The organism is Streptomyces sp. NPDC055243 (genome assembly GCF_044544025.1).
Classification (GTDB): Bacteria; Actinomycetota; Actinomycetes; order Streptomycetales; family Streptomycetaceae; genus Streptomyces.
Window position 1 is genome coordinate 383,098 of sequence record NZ_JBITWR010000006.1, and the last position, 19,720, is coordinate 402,817.

Below are 19,720 nucleotides of genomic sequence, written 5' to 3' on the forward strand. Positions count from 1 at the left end.
AAGATGTCGGGCTGACGGTCAGAGCTTGACGCGGACTTCCTTGCGGAACTTGGCCGTCTTCTCCGCGGCCTCGTCGAGGTCGGCGCTCTTGCCGGCCATCGCGTTCGCCACGTCCGTGGTGATCACGATGCCGAGCGTGCTCTTGTCGCCCCAGATGCAGGTCGCCATCGACATGTTGCTCGGGCCCGCGCTGCTGCCGCCCGTCGACGAGCCCAGGTCGAACTTCATCTCCTGGCACTTCATCACCGCGCCGTCGAGACCGGCGGGGCTGTACGACTGGGGGCTGCCGACCATCGTCATCGGCTCGCCGCCGCTGTCGCCCTCCTTGGCGTTCTTCTCCGCCTCGACGAACATCGCGTCGACGACCTTCTCCGGGTCCGCGATGTCGCCGTAGACGCCGTTGAACTGCAGGATCTTCTGCGACAGCGGGTTGTCCTCGGTCCCCGACTGGTACTGGCCCTCGACGTCCTTGGCGTTGCTCACGCCGTGCTTCTCGGCTTCCCTGATGTCGTTCGAGGTCATGCCGCTCCCGCTGCCGGCCTCCTTGCTGAGCTTGTACTCGGAGAGGACCGTCGCCGGCGTCGTCAGCTTGTGCGCGCCGTCGTCCTTGACGCCCGCGTCGTCGCCGCCGCCCGCAACGGACGAGGAGCCGCCCTTCTTGCCGCTGTCCTTGTCGTCACCGCCCGCGAGCACGAAGTAGCCACCGACCGCGACCGCGGCGACCGCGACCACCGCGGCGATGATGATGCCGGTCTTCTTGCCGCCGCCCTGCGGGGGCGGAGGCGGCGGGACCTGGCCGTAGGGCGCCTGCGGCTGCTGGCCGTACGGGCCCGGCTGCTGGGGCTGGCCGTACGGGGGCTGCTGCGGGGGCACGCCCTGCGGGGCCTGCGGAGGGTAGCCGTAGCCGGGCTGCGGGGCAGGCGGCTGCTGACCGTAGGGGCCGGGCTGCTGGCCGTACGGGCCTGGCTGCTGCGGCTGCTGGCCGCCGTACGGGCCGGGCTGGTTGTAGCTCATGAGTGGGTTCCCCCGTGAGTGCGCTTATGTGATTCCGACATCCTGACGGAAGCAGCCCCGGCCGAAGCGACCGGGGCTGCTGAGTGCCAGGTGACGCCGTAGGGCGATCAGGCCTTGACGCGGACTTCCTTGCGGAACTTCGTCGTCGTGTCCGCGGCGTCCTGGAGCGAGGCGCTCTTGCCGGTCATGGCGCTCGCCATGTCGACCGGGATCACGACACCGACGGTGCTGTTGTCGCCCCAGATGCAGACCGGCATGCGGATCGACTTCGGCCCGGCGCCGTTGCTCTTGATCTCCGTCTCCTGGCACTTGACGACCGCGCCGTCCGCGTTGAAGCTCTTCGGGCTGCCGATGAGCTTCCCCGTGTCGGTCTTCTCGGTCGTCGACTGCTCCTTCATCTTGTCGAACATGACGTCGACCACCTTGGACGGGTCGTCGATCTCGCCGTAGACGCCCATGAACTTGATCATCTTCTGGGCCAGCGGGTTGCTCTTGTCGCCCGACTGGTACTCGGCGTCCACGGGCGTGCCGTTCTTGACGCCGTCCTTCTCGGCCTTCTTCATGTCCTCGTCGTCGAAGCCCTCGCCGGTCGACGCGCCCTTCTTGTAATCGGAGAGCACCGTCTCGGGCGTGACCAGCTTGTGCGCCCCGTCGTCCGCCACGGCCGAGTTGCCCGCCGACGAGCTGTCGTCCTTGCCCGCCGTGAACCACCAGATGCCGCCGCCGATCGCGACGAGCGCCACGACCGCGCCGATGATGATCCCGGTCTTCTTGCCGCTGCCGCCACCCGCGGGCGGGGGCGGCGGCACCTGCCCGTACGGGCCGCCCGGCTGGTTGTGGTCGTACGGACCCGGCTGCTGCGGCTGGCTGTAGCCGCCCTGCTGCGGAGGGACGCCCTGCGGAGCCTGCTGGGGATAGCCGTAGCCGGGCTGGGGTGCCTGCGGCGGCTGGCCGTAGGGTCCAGGCTGGCCCGGCTGCTGCCCGTAGGGACCGGGCTGCTGGGGCTGCTGCCCGCCGTACGGGCCAGGCTGGTTGTAGCTCATCGCGTGGGTTCCCCTCCGAACGCTTATGTGATGCCGACATCCTGACCGAAGGCGGAGCCCCATGGGGCGTCGGGCCGCAACCGTTACTGAAGAATCCGGTTTCGGGACGGGTCTGTGACACCTCTAAACTGACCCGGTGACCGAGAACACTCAGCAGCAGAATCCAGCGCCCATCACCGAACTGCCGACCCAGTACGCGCCGGCCGAGGTAGAGGGGACGCTGTACGAGCGCTGGGTAGAACGCGGCTACTTCTCCGCCGACGCGGCCGGCGAGAAGCCCCCGTACACCGTCGTCATCCCGCCGCCGAACGTCACCGGCTCCCTGCACCTGGGCCACGCCTTCGAGCACACGCTCATCGACGCCCTCACCCGCCGCAAGCGCATGCAGGGCTTCGAGACGCTGTGGCAGCCGGGCATGGACCACGCCGGCATCGCCACGCAGAACGTCGTGGAGCGCGAGCTCGCCAAGGAGGGCAAGTCCCGCCACGACCTGGGGCGCGAGGAGTTCATCGAGCGCGTCTGGAAGTGGAAGGGCGAGTCCGGCGGCCAGATCTCCGGGCAGATGCGCCGCCTCGGCGACGGCGTCGACTGGGACCGCGAGCGGTTCACGATGGACGAGGGGCTCTCGCAGTCCGTCCAGACCATCTTCAAGAAGCTCTACGACGACGAGCTGATCTACCGCGCCGAGCGCATCATCAACTGGTGCCCGCGCTGCCTGACCGCCATCTCGGACATCGAGGTCGAGTACCAGGACGACGACGGCGAGCTCGTCTCGATGAAGTACGGCGAGGGGGACGAGACCATCGTCGTGGCCACGACCCGTGCCGAGACGATGCTCGGTGACACCGCCGTCGCGGTCCACCCCGACGACGAGCGGTACAAGCACCTGGTCGGCAAGCAGATCAAGCTGCCGCTGACCGACCGCACGATCCCCGTCGTCGCCGACGAGCACGTCGACCCCGAGTTCGGCACCGGCGCCGTCAAGGTGACCCCGGCGCACGACCCGAACGACTTCGAGATCGGCCAGCGCCACGACCTGCCGAACATCGCGGTCATGGACGAGCACGCCGTGATCACCGTGCCCGGCCCCTTCCAGGGCCTGGACCGCCTGGAGGCCCGCAGCGCCATCGTCGGCGCGCTGCGCGCCGAGGGCCGCATCGTCGCCGAGAAGCGTCCGTACGCGCACTCGGTCGGCCACTGCTCGCGCTGCAAGACCACCATCGAGCCGCGCCTGTCGATGCAGTGGTGGGTCAAGGTCGGCCCGCTCGCCAAGGCCGCCGGTGACGCGGTCCGCGACGGCAAGGTAGCGATCCACCCGCAGGAGATGGAGAAGCGCTACTTCGACTGGGTCGACAACCTCCACGACTGGTGCATCTCGCGTCAGCTCTGGTGGGGCCACCGCATCCCGGTCTGGTACGGGCCGAACGGCGAGGTCGTCTGCGTCGGACCGGACGACGAGGCGCCCACCGGCGAGGGCTGGACGCAGGACAGCGACGTCCTCGACACGTGGTTCTCCTCCGGCCTGTGGCCGTTCTCCACGCTCGGCTGGCCGGAGCAGACCGACAGCCTGGCGAAGTTCTATCCGAACTCCGTCCTGGTCACCGGCTACGACATCCTCTTCTTCTGGGTCGCCCGGATGATGATGTTCGGTCTGTACGCGATGGACGGCACCCCGCCGTTCCACACGATCGTGCTGCACGGCATGGTCCGCGACCAGTTCGGCAAGAAGATGTCGAAGTCGTTCGGCAACGCGGTCAACCCGCTGGACTGGATGGACAAGTACGGCTCGGACGCCGTCCGCTTCACGCTGGCCCGCGGCGCCAACCCCGGCACGGACGTGCCGATCGGCGAGGACTGGGTCCAGGGCTCGCGGAACTTCGCCAACAAGATCTGGAACGCCACGCGCTTCGCGCTGATGAACGGCGCCACGATCGAGGGCGATCTGCCGCCCGTGGAGCAGCTCTCGGCGACGGACCGCTGGATCCTGTCCCGGCTGAACGCGACGGTCGCCGAGGTCGACGCGCTCTACGACGACTACCAGTTCGCCAAGTTGTCGGACGCCCTCTTCCACTTCGCGTGGGACGAGGTCTTCGACTGGTACGTCGAGCTGTCCAAGACGACGTTCATGGGCGGCGGCGACGCGGCGAAGGTCTCGGGCCGTGTCCTGGGCGAGGTCCTCGACGTGACGCTGCGCCTGCTGCACCCGATCGTCCCGTTCGTGACGGAGACGCTCTGGACGACGCTCACCGGCCGCGAGTCCCTCGTGATCGCCGAGTGGCCGAAGGACAGTGGCTTCCGCGACGCCGGGGCCGAGCGGGAGATCGAGACCCTCCAGCAGGTCATCACCGAGGTCCGCCGCTTCCGCGCCGACCAGGGGCTTCAGCCGGGCCAGAAGGTCCCGGCCCGTCTCTCCCTGGACGGCACGGCACTCGCCCCGCACGAGGCGGCCATCCGTCAGCTCCTGCGCCTCCAGCCGGAGGGCGAGAGCTTCGCGGCCACCGCCACGCTGCCGGTCTCGGGCGCCACGGTGGCGCTCGACCTGTCCGGCACGATCGACGTCGCGGCGGAGCGCAAGCGCCTCGCCAAGGACCTCGCGGCGGCCGAGAAGGAGAAGGCGCAGGCCACGGCGAAGCTCGGCAACGAAGCGTTCCTGGCGAAGGCGCCGGACAACGTGGTCGACAAGATCCGCGGCCGCCTCACCAAGGCGGACGCCGACATCACCCGGCTGCAGGCCCAGCTGGACGGGCTGCCGGCGGCCTAGTCAGCTGGTCACGCGGTGGAGACAGGGCCCATGGAACCGACCGGTTCCATGGGCCCTGCCCCGTTTTCCGGTCCCGTCTCCTGTACGGGGATGTACACCTGCTCGGGGATGTGCAGCCCCAGGCGCACCAGCTCCGCCTCGGCGAGCGCGTCGATGACGACGGGGTCGCCGCCGCGCCAGCCCTCGGCGAGGCTGCCCGCGGTGGCGCCGGGGAGTTCGTACGCGGTGCGCGCGACCTCGTCCAGGGGACGCAGCAGGGCGCGCAGGGCGAGCAGTTCGCGGCCGTCGTCGCTCGCGGCGAGCTCCTGGGCGGCTGCCGCCTGCCGGATCCAGCGCAGGCGGCGGGGGAGCCAGCTGCTGAGCAGGAGACCGACGGGTACGAGGAAGACGACGACGGCGCCCACGATCACCGCCGCGCGGACGGTCACCGGGTCCCCGGCTCCGGCGACGTCCGCGGCGGCCCGCAGCGCGGAGTCGACGCGTTCACCGACCAGGGGCAGCCGTGACGGGTCGCCCAGGGGCGGGGCGGGGGTTTCCGGTGCGGGGCGGGTGAGCAGACAGGCCAGCCGGTAGGCGACGACGGCGGCGGCGGTCCACAGCGCGGTCCAGAGCAGGACCGCGCCGTCGCCGAGGAGCTGGCGGGTCCGTCGGCCGGGGTTCTGGGCATACCACATGGTCTGATTTGACCCCTGGAGTCCGCCTTTCGGGGGTAGCCACGCCGACGGGCGTCGACGTGTCACACTTCACGAAATAAAGGTCATAAGTCCGATGATTCGGGCAGAAAGACCTTGGATGATGGAGGGCATGCACGACCTGCCCGTCGCCCAGGCGATCCGCGAGGCGACGGCCGCGGGCCGTCGGCTGGCCGGGCGCTGCGTACGTGCGCCCCGGGCACAGGACGCGCTCACCGCCCTGAGCTGCCTGGCCCTGATGAGCCTGGAGATCCCCGGTCTGGCCGAGGCGGACAACTCCCTGAACGGCCCGCTCGCGGCCCTGGTCCTCACCTGCGGCGCCGCGACCCTGCTGCTGCGCCGCGGGGCTCCCTGGGTGACGTACGCGGTGGCTCTCGTGCTCGTGGGCTGGCTGCACGACCTGACGCTGGCCCAGTTCGCGCTGTACTCCCTGGGCAGGTACCGCGGCCGTCTGGCCGGCACGGTCGGCGTGATCGGCTATGTGGCCTTCGCGTACGTGATGTTCACCCTGCCCGGCTGGCCGGTGCACCGCGGGGACACCCTGAGTTCCTTCCTCAGCCTGGTCGTGCCGATCGGGGTGCTGGCCGCGGGGGTGGGGGTGGCGGCCAACCGCCAGGACCTGGTCCGTGCGCTGCAGGCGCAGCGGGCGGAGACGGACGCGTTGCACGCGGTGCAGCAGGAGCGGTCCCGTATCGCGCGGGACGTGCACGACTTCGTCGGGCGCGAGCTGACGCTGCTGAGCGTGCGCTCGCAGGTGCTGGCCCGCCGGGCGACGGGCGGGGCCTTCGAGGACGGCTTCGAGGAGCTCTCCGAGACGGCGCGCTCGGCGCACCGGATGCTGAACGAGATCATCGTGCGGCGGGGCGTGGACGGCGCCCCCACGCCGGGGCTCGACGCGCTTCCCGAACTGGCCGAGCGCAGCGAGCGGGCGGGTACGCCGGTCGATCTCCTGATCGACGGGGCGGCCCACCGGCTGTCGCCCATCCGCCAGGCGGCGGTGCACCGGGTGGTGCAGGAGTGTCTGACGAACGCGGCGAAGCATGCGCCGGGGGAGCGGGTGGATGTGCGGGTGGAGGTGGCCGCGGGGCGCCTGCGGGTGTCCGTACGCAACGCGCTGCCTGCCGCCGGCTCGGCCCCGTCACCGGTCTCCGCGGGGACCGGCACGGCCGGTATGGCGGAGCGGGTCCACACGGTGGGCGGCACCTTCGCCTCCGGCCCGCGGGCCGGTGCGTACGAGGTCCTGGCCACGCTCCCCGCGGGGGACCTGGCCTGAGCCCCACCGCCCCCCGCGGCACTCTGGACGAACAACCTCTCCCACCCACCCGCCCGATCACCCCGCAGCCTCGCCCGCGACGAACAGACCTTTCCCGCCCACCCGCCCGATTGCCCCGCGTGCCAAGGGATGGGTGGGCGGGTGGGTGGGGGACGTACGGACCGGGGTGGGTGAAGAACCTAGGGGGTGGTGGGGAATGGCCCCGGCAGCCGCAGTCGGGAGCGCTCGGGAGGGGACGTGCCGGTATGTCCGCCCGGAGCACGGTTCGCGGCGCTCCGGGGCCGAAGTACCCATGGGGCCACCGGACGATGGCGAGGACGGACATACCGGCGCGGCCCCGCCCCCACAGCCGGACGGGACCCGCAGCCTGCCCCGCGACCCGCAGTCGGGAGCGCGCGCGAGGGGGCGGCTCCGGTTTCGCAGCAGCCCCGTGGCCACCGGACGATGGCGAGGACGGACATACCGGCGCGGCCCCGCACCCACAGCCGGACGGGGACCCGCAGCCTGCCCCACGATCCGCAGTCGGGAGCGCACGCAAGGGGACGGCTTCGGTTTCGCAGCAGCCCCGTGGCCACCGGACGATGGCGAGGACGGACATACCGGTGCGGCACCGCACCCACAGCCGGACCGGGACCCGCAGCCTGCCCCGCGACCCGCAGTCGGGAGCGCGCGCGAGGGGGCGGCTTCGGTTTCGCAGCAGCCCCGTGGCCACCGGACGATGGCGAGGACGGACATACCGGCGCGGCCCCGCACCCAAGACGCACCCGTCACGCCTCGCCCCGTCCCGCCTCGCCCCGCCCACCGCAGGCCTACGCCGCAGACATCACCCGCTCCAGCCCGTCGAAGTCCTCCACGCACTTCCCGCAGCCCAGCGCCACGCTGTCCAGCGGATTGTCGGCCACGAACACCGGGATTCCGGTGGCCGAAGCCATCCGCAGGTCGAGGCCCGGCAGCAGCGCGCCGCCGCCCGTCAGGACGATGCCGTGCTCCATGACGTCCCCAGAGAGCTCCGGCGGGCACTCCTCCAGCGTCGTCCGCACCGCGGCGATCACCGCCTCCACCGGCTCGTCCAGCGCGGCCCGCACCTCCCGCACCGTCAGCTCCACCGTCTTCGGCAGCCCCCGCACCTTCTCCCGCCCCCGCACGGTGAACGTCCGCGACTCCAGCGCGTCGTCCCCCGGCACCGGCCACGCCGAGCCGATCGCGACCTTGATGTCCTCGGCGGTCCGCTCCCCGATAAGCAGCCCGTGCTCCTTGCGCACGAAGTTCGTGATCGCCTCGTCCAGGCGGTCCCCGCCCACCCGCAGCGACTGCGCCGTGACGATCCCGCCCAGGGAGATCACCGCGACCTCCGTCGTGCCGCCCCCGATGTCGACCACCATCGACCCCCGCGGCTCCGCCACCGGAAGCCCCGCGCCGATCGCCGCCGCCATCGGCTCCTCCACCAGGTGCACGGCGCGGGCCCCCGCCCGCTGCGCCGCGTGCACGATGGCCCGGCGCTCGACCTGGGTGACACCGCTCGGCACGCAGATCACCATCCGCGTACGGGGACGGCGCCCCGGAACGGCCTTGCGCACGAAGTGCCGGATCATCTCCTCGGCGGCTTCGTAGTCGCTGATCACGCCGCCCTTCAGGGGGCGGATCGCGGTGATGGAGCCCGGTGTACGGCCGATCGTCTCCTTGGCCTCCGTACCGACGGCGAGAGCCGTCCGCGCGCCCTCCTTGACGGCGACCACGGACGGTTCGTTGAGCACGATCCCCTGCCCGCGGACGTAGAGAAGGGTGTTCGCAGTGCCGAGGTCGATACCTATGTCCATGATCGCCAAGTTTGCCCGGCGAATCCCCGGATCGTCGGGACTAAAGTCCTGAATTACCCGGGACTTTAGTCCCGACAGGGACCCGAGAGGGCCCGCGCGGCGGCCGGGCAGGTCCCGACGGCGGCTGTCACACCCCGTCCGTAGACTGGCGTACGTGAGTGACCTCCCCCCGCCTGACAGCGAGCACCCCGACCGCGACAACAGCGACGACCGTTTCAAAGAGATCGTCGAAGCCGAGACCGACCGTGACCCCGACCTCGCCGTGATCGAGGCGGGCAGCCGCACCCTGCGGACCCAGGCGGGCCCGCCCCAGGGCGACATCCCCTCCCGCCCCACCGACCCGGAGATCGACAAGGCGCTGCGCGAGGTCGAGACGGAGCTCGCGGGCCGCTGGGGAGAGACGAAGCTGGAGCCCTCCGTCAGCCGGATCGCCGCGCTGATGGATGTCCTGGGCGAGCCCCAGCGCGCGTACCCCTCGATCCACATCACCGGGACGAACGGCAAGACGTCCACGGCCCGCATGATCGAGGCCCTGCTCAGCGCCTTCGAGCTGCGCACCGGGCGTTACACCTCGCCGCACGTCCAGTTGATCACCGAGCGGATCAGCCTGGACGGCGCCCCCATCGAGGCCGAGCGCTTCGTGGAGACGTACAACGACATCAAGCCGTACGTGGACATGGTCGACGCCAAGGAGGAGTACAGGCTCTCCTTCTTCGAGGTGCTCACGGGCATGGCGTACGCGGCCTTCGCGGACGCCCCCGTGGACGTCGCCGTCGTCGAGGTCGGCATGGGCGGCAGCTGGGACGCGACGAACGTGATCGACGGCTCGGTCGCCGTCGTCACGCCCATCGACCTGGACCACACCGACCGCCTGGGCAGCACGCCGGGCGAGATCGCCGGCGAGAAGGCCGGCATCGTCAAGCCGGACGCGACGGTGATCCTCGCCCAGCAGCCGGTGGACGCGGCGCAGGTGCTCCTGAAGAAGGCCGTCGAGGTCGACGCGACGGTGGCCCGCGAGGGCCTGGAGTTCGGCATCGTCTCCCGCACGGTGGCGGTCGGCGGCCAGCTCCTGACCCTGCGCGGCCTCGGCGGGGAGTACGAAGAGGTCTTCCTGCCCCTGCACGGCGCCTATCAGGCGCACAACGCCGCCGTCGCGCTCGCCGCGGTGGAGGCGTTCTTCGGCATCGGCTCGCAGCACGCGCGCCCGCTCGACATCGAGACCATCCGCAAGGCCTTCGCCTCGGTCTCCGCGCCGGGCCGCCTGGAGGTCGTGCGCACCTCGCCGACCGTCGTCCTGGACGCCGCGCACAACCCCGCGGGCGCCCGCGCCACCGCCGAGGCGATCAGCGAGGTCTTCGACTTCAGCAATCTGATCGGCGTCGTCGCGGCGAGCGACGGCAAGGACATGAAGGGGCTGCTCGAAGCCTTCGAGCCGATCTTCGCCGAGGTCGTCATCACGCAGAACTCCAGCCATCGCGCGATGGACGCGGACACGCTGGCCGGGCTCGCCGTCGAGGTCTTCGGCGACGACCGCGTCCAGGTCGAGCCGCGCCTGCCGGACGCCCTCGAGGCCGCGATCACCCTCGCCGAGGAAGAGGGCGAGTACGCGGGCGGTGGCGTCCTGGTCACCGGCTCCGTCATCACCGTCGGCGAGGCCCGACTGCTCCTGGGGAGGGGCTGACTCCTGTGCGTACGCTCTGTGCTTCGACGCTGATCGGCGAGTTCTTCGTCATCGGCTTCGCCGGTCTGGTCGCCATGAAGGACCCGGACCTGTCGATGGGCACGGTCTGGACGGTCAGCGGCATCGCGATGCTGTTCTGCGTCCTGCTGTGCGGAATGATCACCCGGCCCGGCGGGGTGCAGCTGGGCTGGGCGCTGCAGATCGCGCTCATCGCCAGCGGGTTCGTCGTGCCGATCATGTTCTTCATGGGGGCGGTGTTCGCCGCGCTGTGGTGGGCCTCGCTGCACTTCGGCCAGAAGATCGACGAGGCGAAGGCCCGGTTCGCGGCGCAGGCCGAGGCGGAGGCCGGGGCCTAGCGGGGCGGGCTCCAGGGGCCGGAGGTAACGCGGTGTAGTGGGTGCCGGTATTCTGCCGGGCAACCCACACGCTCGTAGAAAAAATGCTTGGAGCCGCACATGACCCAGCGCACTCTCGTCCTGCTCAAGCCCGACACCGTCCGTCGTGGCCTGATCGGCGAGATCATCGGCCGCATCGAGCGCAAGGCGGGCTGGACGATCTCCGCGCTCGAACTGCGCTCGCTCGACCAGGAGACGCTGGAGCAGCACTACGGCGAGCACAAGGGCAAGCCCTTCTACGAGCCGCTGGTCGACTTCATGTCCTCCGGTCCGGTCGTGGCGCTCGTCGTCGAGGGTGAGCGCGTCATCGAGGGCGTGCGCGCCCTGGCGGGTCCCACCGACCCGATCGCCGCCGCGCCCGGCTCCATCCGTGGCGACTTCGGCACGATCGTCCGGGAGAACCTGATCCACGCCTCGGACTCCGAGGAGTCCGCCGAGCGCGAGCTGAAGATCTTCTTCCCGGGTGCCGTCTGACACCCGTCCGGCGTCCGTCTGACGTCCGTATGCAGAGACACTCGTAAAGAGTTCCGTAAAGACTTCTGACGCCTAGTCAGCAGGGCACCGCCCTGACCAGGGGTGGCCGAGAAAACCGGCCGCCCCTTGGCATATGCGCCCCAATTGGGGGAACCCGTGCCTCCGATGGCACGTCTCCAAGAGCGAGGCGGCGCATCATCTGCTGACAATGGCGAAGACCCTAGCGCCGTGTTCGTGCAGGCGAGACTACGATGGAAGCCTCCACGCCACACAGCACCCACCTCGCCTACCTAAAAAGCCATCAAACGCTCCAGGGAAGGCCAGACGCATCCTCATGGGGAACAACATGTCGTTCATCGGCCGTGACATGGCTGTCGACCTCGGGACCGCCAACACGCTGGTGTACGTCAGGGGTCGGGGGATCGTTCTCAACGAGCCGTCCGTCGTCGCGATCAACACCAACACCGGTGGCATCCTCGCTGTCGGCGCCGAAGCCAAGAAGATGATCGGTCGCACGCCGGGCAACATCGTTGCCGTGCGACCGCTGAAGGACGGCGTCATCGCCGACTTCGAGATCACCGAGCGGATGCTCCGCTACTTCATCCTGAAGATCCACAAGCGGCGGTACCTCGCCCGCCCGCGTGTCGTCGTCTGTGTGCCCTCCGGCATCACCGGAGTCGAGCGCCGCGCCGTCATCGAGGCCTCCTCGCAGGCCGGCGCCCGCCAGGTGCACATCATCGAGGAGCCCATGGCCGCGGCCATCGGTTCCGGCCTGCCGGTCCACGAGGCCACGGGCAACATGGTGGTCGACATCGGCGGTGGCACCACCGAGGTCGCCGTCATCTCGCTGGGCGGAATCGTCACGGCACAGTCGATCCGTGTCGCGGGCGACGAGCTGGACAACGCGATCATCCAGCACATCAAGAAGGAGTACTCCCTCCTCCTCGGCGAGCGCACGGCCGAGCAGATCAAGATCACCATCGGTTCGGCGTACGACATGGACGCCGACGAGCACACCGAGATCCGCGGCCGGGACCTGGTCTCCGGGCTGCCCAAGACCGTCGTCATCTCCGCCGCCGAGGTCCGCAAGGCCATCGAGGAGCCGGTCAACGCGATCGTGGACGCGGTGAAGACGACCCTCGACAAGTGCCCGCCGGAGCTTTCCGGTGACGTCATGGACCGCGGCATCGTTCTCACCGGAGGCGGCGCCCTGCTGCGCGGCCTCGACGAGCGTCTCCGCCGCGAGACGGGCATGCCGATCCACATCGCCGAGGACCCGCTGGACAGCGTGGCGCTCGGCTCCGGCAAGTGCGTCGAGGAGTTCGAGGCGCTGCAGCAAGTGCTCGACGCGTCGCCCCGCCGCTGAGGGTGGCGCGAACCCGCTGAAAGGGTGTCCGCCGTACGAGTGCCTGTCACCTCGTGCGGCGGATCGTTGATATAGAGGGCTGAGAAGACAACGCATAAGAAGGGCACGGCATAACAATTCCGCGGCGTCCGCAGACGTCGCGGATTCGGATTGCTTAGATTTGCTCGGACATACGCACAGTTGCTCAGAATTCCAAGGATTTCCAACTGAGGAAGGCACGGCCGCCGCACGTGAGGGACACACGAGAGAGCCGGCTGCTCCTGGTGCTGCTGATCGCCATCGCGTTCGCTTTGATCACGGTGGACATCCGTGGTGGCGAGGACTCGCCGGTCGACGGTGCCCGCCAGGCCGCCGCCACGGTCTTCGGCCCGGTCGAGGACGGAGTGTCCTCCGCCGTCGACCCGATCGGCAACGCCATCGGCGCGGTACGGGACTCCGGCGACCGGCATGACCGGATCGCCGAACTCACGCGGCAGAACGCCGCGTTGAAGGCGAAGCTCGGCAGCGACGACCGCAACCGCAGTCGCGTCAGACAGCTGGACAGCATGCTCAAGAGCGCGGGTGCCGGTCAGTACGGCATCAAGGGCGCCGAGGTCATCGGCATAGGAGCGGCCCAGGGCTTCTCCTGGACCGTCACCATCGACGCGGGCGCCAACGACGGACTCAAGCGCGACATGACCGTCCTGAACGGCGACGGCCTGGTCGGCCGCGTCACCACGGTCGGCCCCAGCACCGCGACCGTCCTGCTCGCCAACGACCCCGACTTCACCGTCGGCACCCGCATGGAGAAGACCGACGAGCTCGGCTTCGCCACCGGACAGGGCGACCGCCCGCTGTCGGTGCAGATGCTCAACGGCAAGGCCAAGGTCAAGAAGGGCGACCGCCTGGTCACCTTCGGATCGCAGCGGGACAAGCCGTTCGTGCCGGGCGTGCCGGTCGGCGAGGTCGTCCGCGTGGACCCCTCGGGCGGTGACCTGACGCGCAACATCTTCATCAAGCCGTACGTCGGCTTCACCAAGCTGGACATCGTCGGCGTCGTCGTCGAGGCGCCCCGCGAGGACCCGCGCGACACGGTCCTGCCGAAGAAGCCCGCCAAGCCGAAGCCGACCCCGACGGTGACCGTCACGGCCACCCCGTCAGGACAGCCCCCGGCCGACGGCGTCGACAACGGCAACGAGCAGTAGGAGCCCCGGACCCATGCGTTTCAACCGAATCCTGCTCTCCAGCACCCTGATCGTCGTCGCCCTGGTCATCCAGGTCAGCGTCCTGGCCCGGCTCCAACTGCCGGGCGCGGTCCCCGATCTGGTGCTGCTCACGGTGCTCGGCCTCGCCCTGGTCTACGGCCATGTGGGCGGCGCCCTCATCGGCTTCGGCGCCGGACTCCTCGCCGACCTGGCCCCGCCGGCCGACCACGCGGCCGGGCGGTACGCCCTGGTCCTGTGCGTCGTCGGCTACCTCGCGGGCCTGGCCAAGCCGGAGACCGGACGGCTCAGGTCGGCCACCGCGCCGCTCGTCGTGGTCGTCGGCGCGGCCATCGGCTCGACCCTGCTGTACGCGGGCGTGGGCGCCCTCGTCGGCGACACCGCCGCCCGCCACGTGGGCCTGGGCGGGCTCCTCTTCACGGCCGCCCTGTACGACCTGCTGCTCGCGCCGTTCACGGTGCCGCTGATCATCGCGCTCGCCCGCAGAGCCGAGAACGACCCGCTGGGGGAGAGCTCCCCGGCCAACAAGGCCACCGACGTCTCGTCCGGCTGGCTCTCCTCGGGCACCGGGCTGCGCATCGGCAACCAGCGCGGCGGCCTGCGGATGAAGGCGGCCAAGGCCCGCGTCGCGCGCGCCGGACGCATCAAGGGGGTCAAGCGCCTGTGACCGCAGCGCAGTTGGCCCCGTACCCGACCGGCCGCGCACCCAGGTCGGTCGTGTACACGTACCACTCGTACACACACTGAGAGGGGGAGGAACAGCAGTGACCAACATCCCCGAGACCGGACGGACCCCAAGAGTCCAGATCCGTCTCATCGTCATCCAGATCCTCGTGCTCTCCCTCCTCCTCACCCTCGGCGGCCGCCTCTGGTACCTCCAGATCCGCAACGGTGAGGAGTACGCCGAGGAAGCCTCCGGCAACCACGTCCAGCAGGTCGTCGACCCCGCCGTACGCGGCTCGATCCTCGACGCCCGCGGCGTGCCGATCGCCGACAACGAGACCCGCCTGGTCGTCTCCGCGTCCCGCACGGACCTGATGAAGATGAAGGACGACGGCAAGGCGGCCCTCGCCAAGCTCGCCGACGTGCTGGGCATGACCACCAAAGAGGTCTCCGACAAGGTCCGCCTCTGCGATTCCAAGACGCCGCAGCCCTGCTGGAACGGCTCGCCCTACCAGCCGATCCCGATCACGGACGAGGCCTCGCCCAAGCAGGCCCTCCAGATCCGCGAGCGCGCCGAGGACTTCCCCGGCATCACCGCCGAGCCCACCGCCGTACGCCGCTATCCCGCGCCCGGCAAGTCCAACACCGCGCAGGTGCTCGGCTACCTCTCGCCCGTCACGGACGAGGAGATCACCAAGGCGGAGCACACCGACTCGCCGTTCCTGCGCTCCGACCAGGTCGGCCGCTCCGGCCTTGAGCGGACCTACGACGCGCAGCTGCGCGGCAAGGCGGGCGTCACCCGCTACGAGGTCGACAACCTCGGCCGCGTCATCGGCAAGGCCAAGGACGACCCGGCCCAGCCCGGCGCGAACGTCGTCACCAGCATCGACGCGCGCGTGCAGGCGCTGTCCGAGTACTGGCTGAACGACGCGATGAAGAAGGCCCGCCAGGAGTTCGACAAGAACACCAACGAGAACTACAAGGCCGACGCGGGCGCCGTCGTCGTCATGGAGAACAAGACCGGACGCATCGTCTCCATGGCGTCCAACCCGGCCTACGACCCCAACGCCTGGGTCGGCGGCATCTCCGGCAAGGACTACACGAAGCTCACCGGCAAGAAGTCCAACTACCCGCTCCTGAACCGCGCCATCCAGGGCCAGGCTGCCCCCGGCTCGATCTTCAAGGTCATCCCGACGACCGCCGCGGTCAACGCGGGCTACGACTTCAACGGGCGCTACCCCTGCCCCAGCTCGTACTCCATCGGCGGCCAGACCTTCAAGAACTTCGAGTCCCAGGGCCACGGCAGCATCACCCTCGGCCAGGCCCTCGAGGTCTCCTGCGACACCGTCTTCTACAAGCTCTCGCACGACCAGTGGGCCAAGGACGGCGGCAACAAGCCGAAGAAGGACGCCAAGGACTGGTTCTACAAGACGGCCCACCAGTTCGGCCTCGGCAAGGAGACCGGCATCGACCTGCCGAACGAGGTCACCGGACGCGTCCCGGACCGCCAGTGGAAGAAGGACTACTGGAAGGCCAACAAGGACGGCTGGTGCAAGCAGGGCAAGAAGGGCGGCGACTACGTCGAGCAGATCGCGTACGAGAACTGCCTCGAAGGCATGAAGATGCGCGCCGGTGACTCCGTCAACTACTCCATCGGACAGGGCGACACCCTCGTCACGCCGATACAGATGGCGACGATCTACTCCGCCATCGCCAACGGCGGCACCCTCTACGACCCCACCGTCGGCAAGGCGATCATCAGCGCCGACGGCAAGCAGGTCCAGGAGATCAAGCCGAAGTCCCACGGCAAGCTGCCCATGGACGAGAAGACGCGCGCCGACATAGACGGTGCACTCGCCGACGTCGCCACCAAGGGCACGGCCGCCTGGCGGTTCGGCGGCTGGCCGCAGGACAAGATCCCGATGCACGCCAAGACGGGTACGGCGGAGGTCCACGGCAAGCAGACCACCTCGTGGTTCGCGACGTACACCAAGGACTACTCGATCGTGATGACGATCTCCCAGGGCGGTACGGGTTCCGGAGCATCGGGACCCGCCGTCCGCAAGATCTACGACGGCATCTACGGCCTGGACGACGAAGGCAACCAGAACCTCAAGAAGGCCCTGCTGCCCCAGCCGGAGAAGAACCTGCCGAAGATCGAGACCGACGGTTCGATCGAGTCCCCGAAGATCAAGCCGTTCAAGCCCGAGGCCCCCAAGCCGCCGCAGGAGCAGCAGGAACTGGCGGGCGCGCCCGCGAACGGGAGGCGCGACTAGTGGCCGGCAACAATGGCTTCTCCGTCTCCGGCTACGGGCCCGAGCGCTCCTCGATGGCCTCCCGCATGTTCGCCCGCGACTCGCTGGTGCGCAGGCTGGACTGGCCGATACTGCTCGCGGCGCTCGCGCTCTCGGCGATCGGCTCCGCGCTCGTCTACTCGGCGACGCGCAACCGCACCGAGCTGGTCGGCGACGACCCGTACGCCTTCCTGCTCAAGCACCTCCTGAACACCGGCATCGGCATCGCCCTGATGGCGGGCACGGTGTGGCTGGGCCACCGCACGCTGCGCACGGCCGTGCCGATCCTCTACGGCATCTCCGTCTTCCTCGTCCTGCTCGTCCTCACCCCGCTCGGCGCGACGATCAACGGCGCGCACGCGTGGATCGTGATCGGCGGCGGCTTCTCGCTGCAGCCCTCCGAGTTCGTGAAGATCACGATCATTTTGGGCATGGCGATGCTGCTCGCGGCCCGGGTGGACGCGGGCGACCGGGTCCACCCCGACCAGCGCACGGTCCTGCAGGCCCTCGGCCTGGCCGCCGTACCGATACTGATCGTGCTCCTCATGCCCGACCTCGGGTCGGTCATGGTGATGGCGATGATCGTGCTCGGCGTGCTTCTCGCGTCGGGTGCCTCCAACCGCTGGGTCTTCGGGCTCCTGGGCACGGGCGCGGCCGGCGCGATCGCCGTCTGGCAGCTCGGCATCCTGGACGACTACCAGATCGCCCGCTTCGCGGCCTTCGCCAACCCCGCGCTCGACCCGGCGGGCGTCGGCTACAACACCAACCAGGCGCGCATCGCGATCGGCTCCGGCGGCCTGTCGGGCACCGGCCTCTTCAAGGGCTCGCAGACCACGGGCCAGTTCGTGCCCGAGCAGCAGACGGACTTCGTGTTCACCGTCGCCGGCGAGGAGCTCGGCTTCCTGGGCGCGGGGCTCATCCTGGTCCTGCTCGGCGTGCTGCTCTGGCGGGCCTGCCGCATCGCGCGCGAGACGACCGAGCTGTACGGCACGATCGTCGCCGCCGGGATCATCGCCTGGTTCGCCTTCCAGTCCTTCGAGAACATCGGCATGACGCTCGGCATCATGCCGGTGGCCGGTCTGCCGCTGCCCTTCGTGTCGTACGGAGGGTCATCGATGTTCGCCGTCTGGGTGGCCGTCGGCCTGCTCCAGTCGATCAAGGTGCAGCGACCGATGTCGGCCTAGCTGCGTCCCGGGGCGTCTGGGGGACTGCCCAGCGCCCCGGATCCCGTCTAGATTCGGTTCATGGCGGACACGAAGCGGGAGATCGAGCGGAAGTACGACGTAGGGGCGGACGCGGAGCTGCCTGACCTGACCGGCGTCGCCGGGGTCGCCGACGTCGTCCACAAAGGCGTCGTCGAACTGGACGCCACCTACTGGGACACCCCCGACCAGCGGCTCGCCGCATCCTCCGTCACGTTGCGCCACCGCACCGGCGGCGACGACGCGGGCTGGCACCTGAAGCTGCCGGTGGCGCTCGCGCAGGGGGTGCGGGACGAGATCCACGCGCCGCTCTCGGACGACGTGCCGCGCTCGCTGCTCGGCCTCGTGCGTTCCCGCGTGCGCGAGGCCGAACTGGTCCCTGTCGTACGCCTGTTGTCCGCCCGGGAGCTGCGCCACCTCGTCGACGCCCAGGGCGCCCTGCTCGCCGAGGTCAGCATCGACGGCGTACGGGCTGAGCGGCTCACCGGGGACGCCGCCACGGCGGAGTGGTCCGAGGTCGAGGTGGAGCTCGCGGACGACGGCGACCCCGCGCTGCTCGACAAGGTCGAGAAGAAGCTGAAGAAGGCGGGCGTGCGGCGGTCGGACGCGCCCTCGAAGCTGAGCAGGGCCCTCGCGGAGACCGAGCTCCAGCAGAGCGTGCCCCGGCAGCTCGTGGTCAGGAGCGTCAAGAACGACAAGAGCGACAAGAAGGCGGGCAAGAGCGAGGCGGTCGCGCAGGCCGTGAAGGAGGCCGTCGGCGACGGGCCGGGGACCGCGGGCGACCACGTCCTCGCCTACCTCCGCGCCCAGCGCGACGCCATCGTCGCCCTCGACCCCGACGTCCGCCGCGACCTGCCCGACTCCGTGCACCAGATGCGGGTCGCCACCCGCCGGATGCGCAGCGCGTTCCGCTCGTTCCGCAAGATCCTGGACCGCTCCGTCACCGACCCGATCGGCGACGAGCTGAAGTGGCTCGCGGGCGAGCTGGGCGTCGACCGGGACCAGGAGGTCCTCACCGAGCGGCTCACGTCCCGCATCGCCGCCGTGCCCCGCACCCTGCTCCTGGGCCCCGTCCGCGGGCGCCTTCGCATCTGGAGCGTCGCCCGGCGCAGCGGCTCCCGGCGCAGGACCGTCGCCGTGCTCGACGGCAAGCGCTACCTCGCGCTCCTGGAGTCCGTCGACGCCCTGCTCGCCGACCCCCCGCTGCGCCCGGCCGCCTCCGCGTCCGTGACCAAGGCGTTCCCCAAGGCCGTGCTCAAGGACTACGCCCGCCTCGCGGCCCGCGTCGAGCACGCCCTGGAGCTGCCGCCGGGCGGGGAGCGCGACGTGGCCATGCACGAGGCCCGCAAGGCCGCCAAGCGCGCCCGGTACGCGGGCGAGGCGGCGACGCCCGCGCTCGGCAAGCCCGCCAAGCGGTTCGCCAAGCAGATGAAGGCCGTCCAGAGCGTGCTCGGCGACCACCAGGACAGCGTGGTCGCCCGTGACGCGCTGCGGCACCTGGCGATCCAGGCCCACATGGCGGGCGAGACCGCCTTCACCTGGGGACTTCTGTACGGCCAGGAAGAGGCGGCGGGCACGGACCGCGAACGCGAGCTGCCGGAGGTCTGGGCGAAGGCGTCCCGCGCGAAATTGCGGGCGTCTCTGGGCGGCTGAGCGCGGCGGGACGAAGGCGTGACCGAATGGGCGGCTGATCGTTTTATCGACGTACGGCCTCTCCGCCGATGCGGAGGTGCTCCGGACTGGGACACGTGTGATGTCCGCTGGGCCCAGTGCTCCCCGCCGATGCGGGGGTTTTCAAGCCGTGCGAGGGGCGCTCTCAAGCGGGTTACGCTTGAGAGTCATC

15 protein-coding genes are annotated in these 19,720 nt (G+C 70.1%); 11 read left to right on the forward strand and 4 right to left on the reverse strand.

From position 1 onward, the window contains the following. Positions 1-18: 18 nt before the first annotated feature. Together ACIGXX_RS20320 and ACIGXX_RS20325 are read right to left on the reverse strand one after the other, a co-directional pair. Positions 19-1,014, reverse strand: a complete 996-nt coding sequence (locus ACIGXX_RS20320) for a hypothetical protein (RefSeq protein ID WP_361462335.1) — start codon at positions 1,012-1,014, stop codon at positions 19-21. 107 nt (positions 1,015-1,121) lie between these two features. Beyond that, a complete protein-coding gene (locus tag ACIGXX_RS20325) occupies positions 1,122-2,057 on the reverse strand; it encodes a hypothetical protein (RefSeq protein ID WP_399977410.1) in 936 nt (311 codons plus the stop codon). Positions 2,058-2,193: 136 nt separating this feature from the next. Here ACIGXX_RS20325 and ACIGXX_RS20330 point away from each other — a divergent pair, with 136 nt between their 5' ends. Then, a complete protein-coding gene (locus ACIGXX_RS20330) occupies positions 2,194-4,818 on the forward strand; it encodes a valine--tRNA ligase (RefSeq protein WP_399977413.1) in 2,625 nt (874 codons plus the stop codon). Positions 4,819-4,826: 8 nt separating this feature from the next. On the opposite strand, the gene ACIGXX_RS20335 is transcribed toward ACIGXX_RS20330, so the two are convergent. Continuing rightward, a complete protein-coding gene (locus ACIGXX_RS20335; protein WP_399977416.1) occupies positions 4,827-5,492 on the reverse strand; it encodes a hypothetical protein in 666 nt (221 codons plus the stop codon). Positions 5,493-5,622: 130 nt separating this feature from the next. Between ACIGXX_RS20335 and ACIGXX_RS20340 the strand changes: the two genes are divergently transcribed. Then, positions 5,623-6,783, forward strand: a complete 1,161-nt coding sequence (locus ACIGXX_RS20340) for a histidine kinase (protein ID WP_366461950.1) — start codon at positions 5,623-5,625, stop codon at positions 6,781-6,783. An 809-nt stretch (positions 6,784-7,592) separates the two neighbouring features. Here ACIGXX_RS20340 and ACIGXX_RS20345 read toward each other — a convergent pair. Continuing rightward, positions 7,593-8,600, reverse strand: coding sequence for a rod shape-determining protein (locus tag ACIGXX_RS20345; RefSeq protein ID WP_351160544.1), 1,008 nt, complete (start codon positions 8,598-8,600; stop codon positions 7,593-7,595). A gap of 154 nt (positions 8,601-8,754) precedes the next feature. Here ACIGXX_RS20345 and ACIGXX_RS20350 point away from each other — a divergent pair, with 154 nt between their 5' ends. From ACIGXX_RS20350 to ACIGXX_RS20390, 9 genes are all read left to right on the forward strand, one after another. After that, positions 8,755-10,281 carry a bifunctional folylpolyglutamate synthase/dihydrofolate synthase gene (locus ACIGXX_RS20350; protein ID WP_399977421.1) on the forward strand — a complete coding sequence of 509 codons (1,527 nt, stop codon included), beginning with the start codon at positions 8,755-8,757 and terminating at the stop codon, positions 10,279-10,281. A 5-nt stretch (positions 10,282-10,286) separates the two neighbouring features. Beyond that, a complete protein-coding gene (locus ACIGXX_RS20355; RefSeq protein WP_351160540.1) occupies positions 10,287-10,637 on the forward strand; it encodes a DUF4233 domain-containing protein in 351 nt (116 codons plus the stop codon). Between the two features lie 99 nt (positions 10,638-10,736). Next, complete coding sequence (gene ndk / locus ACIGXX_RS20360) at positions 10,737-11,150, forward strand: nucleoside-diphosphate kinase (protein WP_351160538.1); 414 nt, start codon at positions 10,737-10,739, stop codon at positions 11,148-11,150. Between the two features lie 346 nt (positions 11,151-11,496). Next, positions 11,497-12,516, forward strand: a complete 1,020-nt coding sequence (locus tag ACIGXX_RS20365) for a rod shape-determining protein (protein WP_160505014.1) — start codon at positions 11,497-11,499, stop codon at positions 12,514-12,516. Between the two features lie 230 nt (positions 12,517-12,746). Continuing rightward, positions 12,747-13,700 carry a rod shape-determining protein MreC gene (gene mreC / locus ACIGXX_RS20370; RefSeq protein ID WP_351160536.1) on the forward strand — a complete coding sequence of 318 codons (954 nt, stop codon included), beginning with the start codon at positions 12,747-12,749 and terminating at the stop codon, positions 13,698-13,700. A gap of 13 nt (positions 13,701-13,713) precedes the next feature. Then, a complete protein-coding gene (mreD, locus tag ACIGXX_RS20375; protein ID WP_351160534.1) occupies positions 13,714-14,385 on the forward strand; it encodes a rod shape-determining protein MreD in 672 nt (223 codons plus the stop codon). A 97-nt stretch (positions 14,386-14,482) separates the two neighbouring features. Then, on the forward strand, positions 14,483-16,657 hold the full coding sequence (mrdA, locus tag ACIGXX_RS20380) for a penicillin-binding protein 2 (RefSeq protein ID WP_351160532.1): 2,175 nt from the start codon (positions 14,483-14,485) through the stop codon (positions 16,655-16,657). Then, positions 16,657-17,859 carry a rod shape-determining protein RodA gene (gene rodA / locus ACIGXX_RS20385; protein WP_351160530.1) on the forward strand — a complete coding sequence of 401 codons (1,203 nt, stop codon included), beginning with the start codon at positions 16,657-16,659 and terminating at the stop codon, positions 17,857-17,859. Before mrdA ends, rodA begins: the two co-directional genes overlap by 1 nt. A 60-nt stretch (positions 17,860-17,919) precedes the next feature. After that, positions 17,920-19,530, forward strand: a complete 1,611-nt coding sequence (locus tag ACIGXX_RS20390) for a CHAD domain-containing protein (RefSeq protein ID WP_399977428.1) — start codon at positions 17,920-17,922, stop codon at positions 19,528-19,530. The last annotated feature ends 190 nt before the right edge of the window (positions 19,531-19,720 follow it).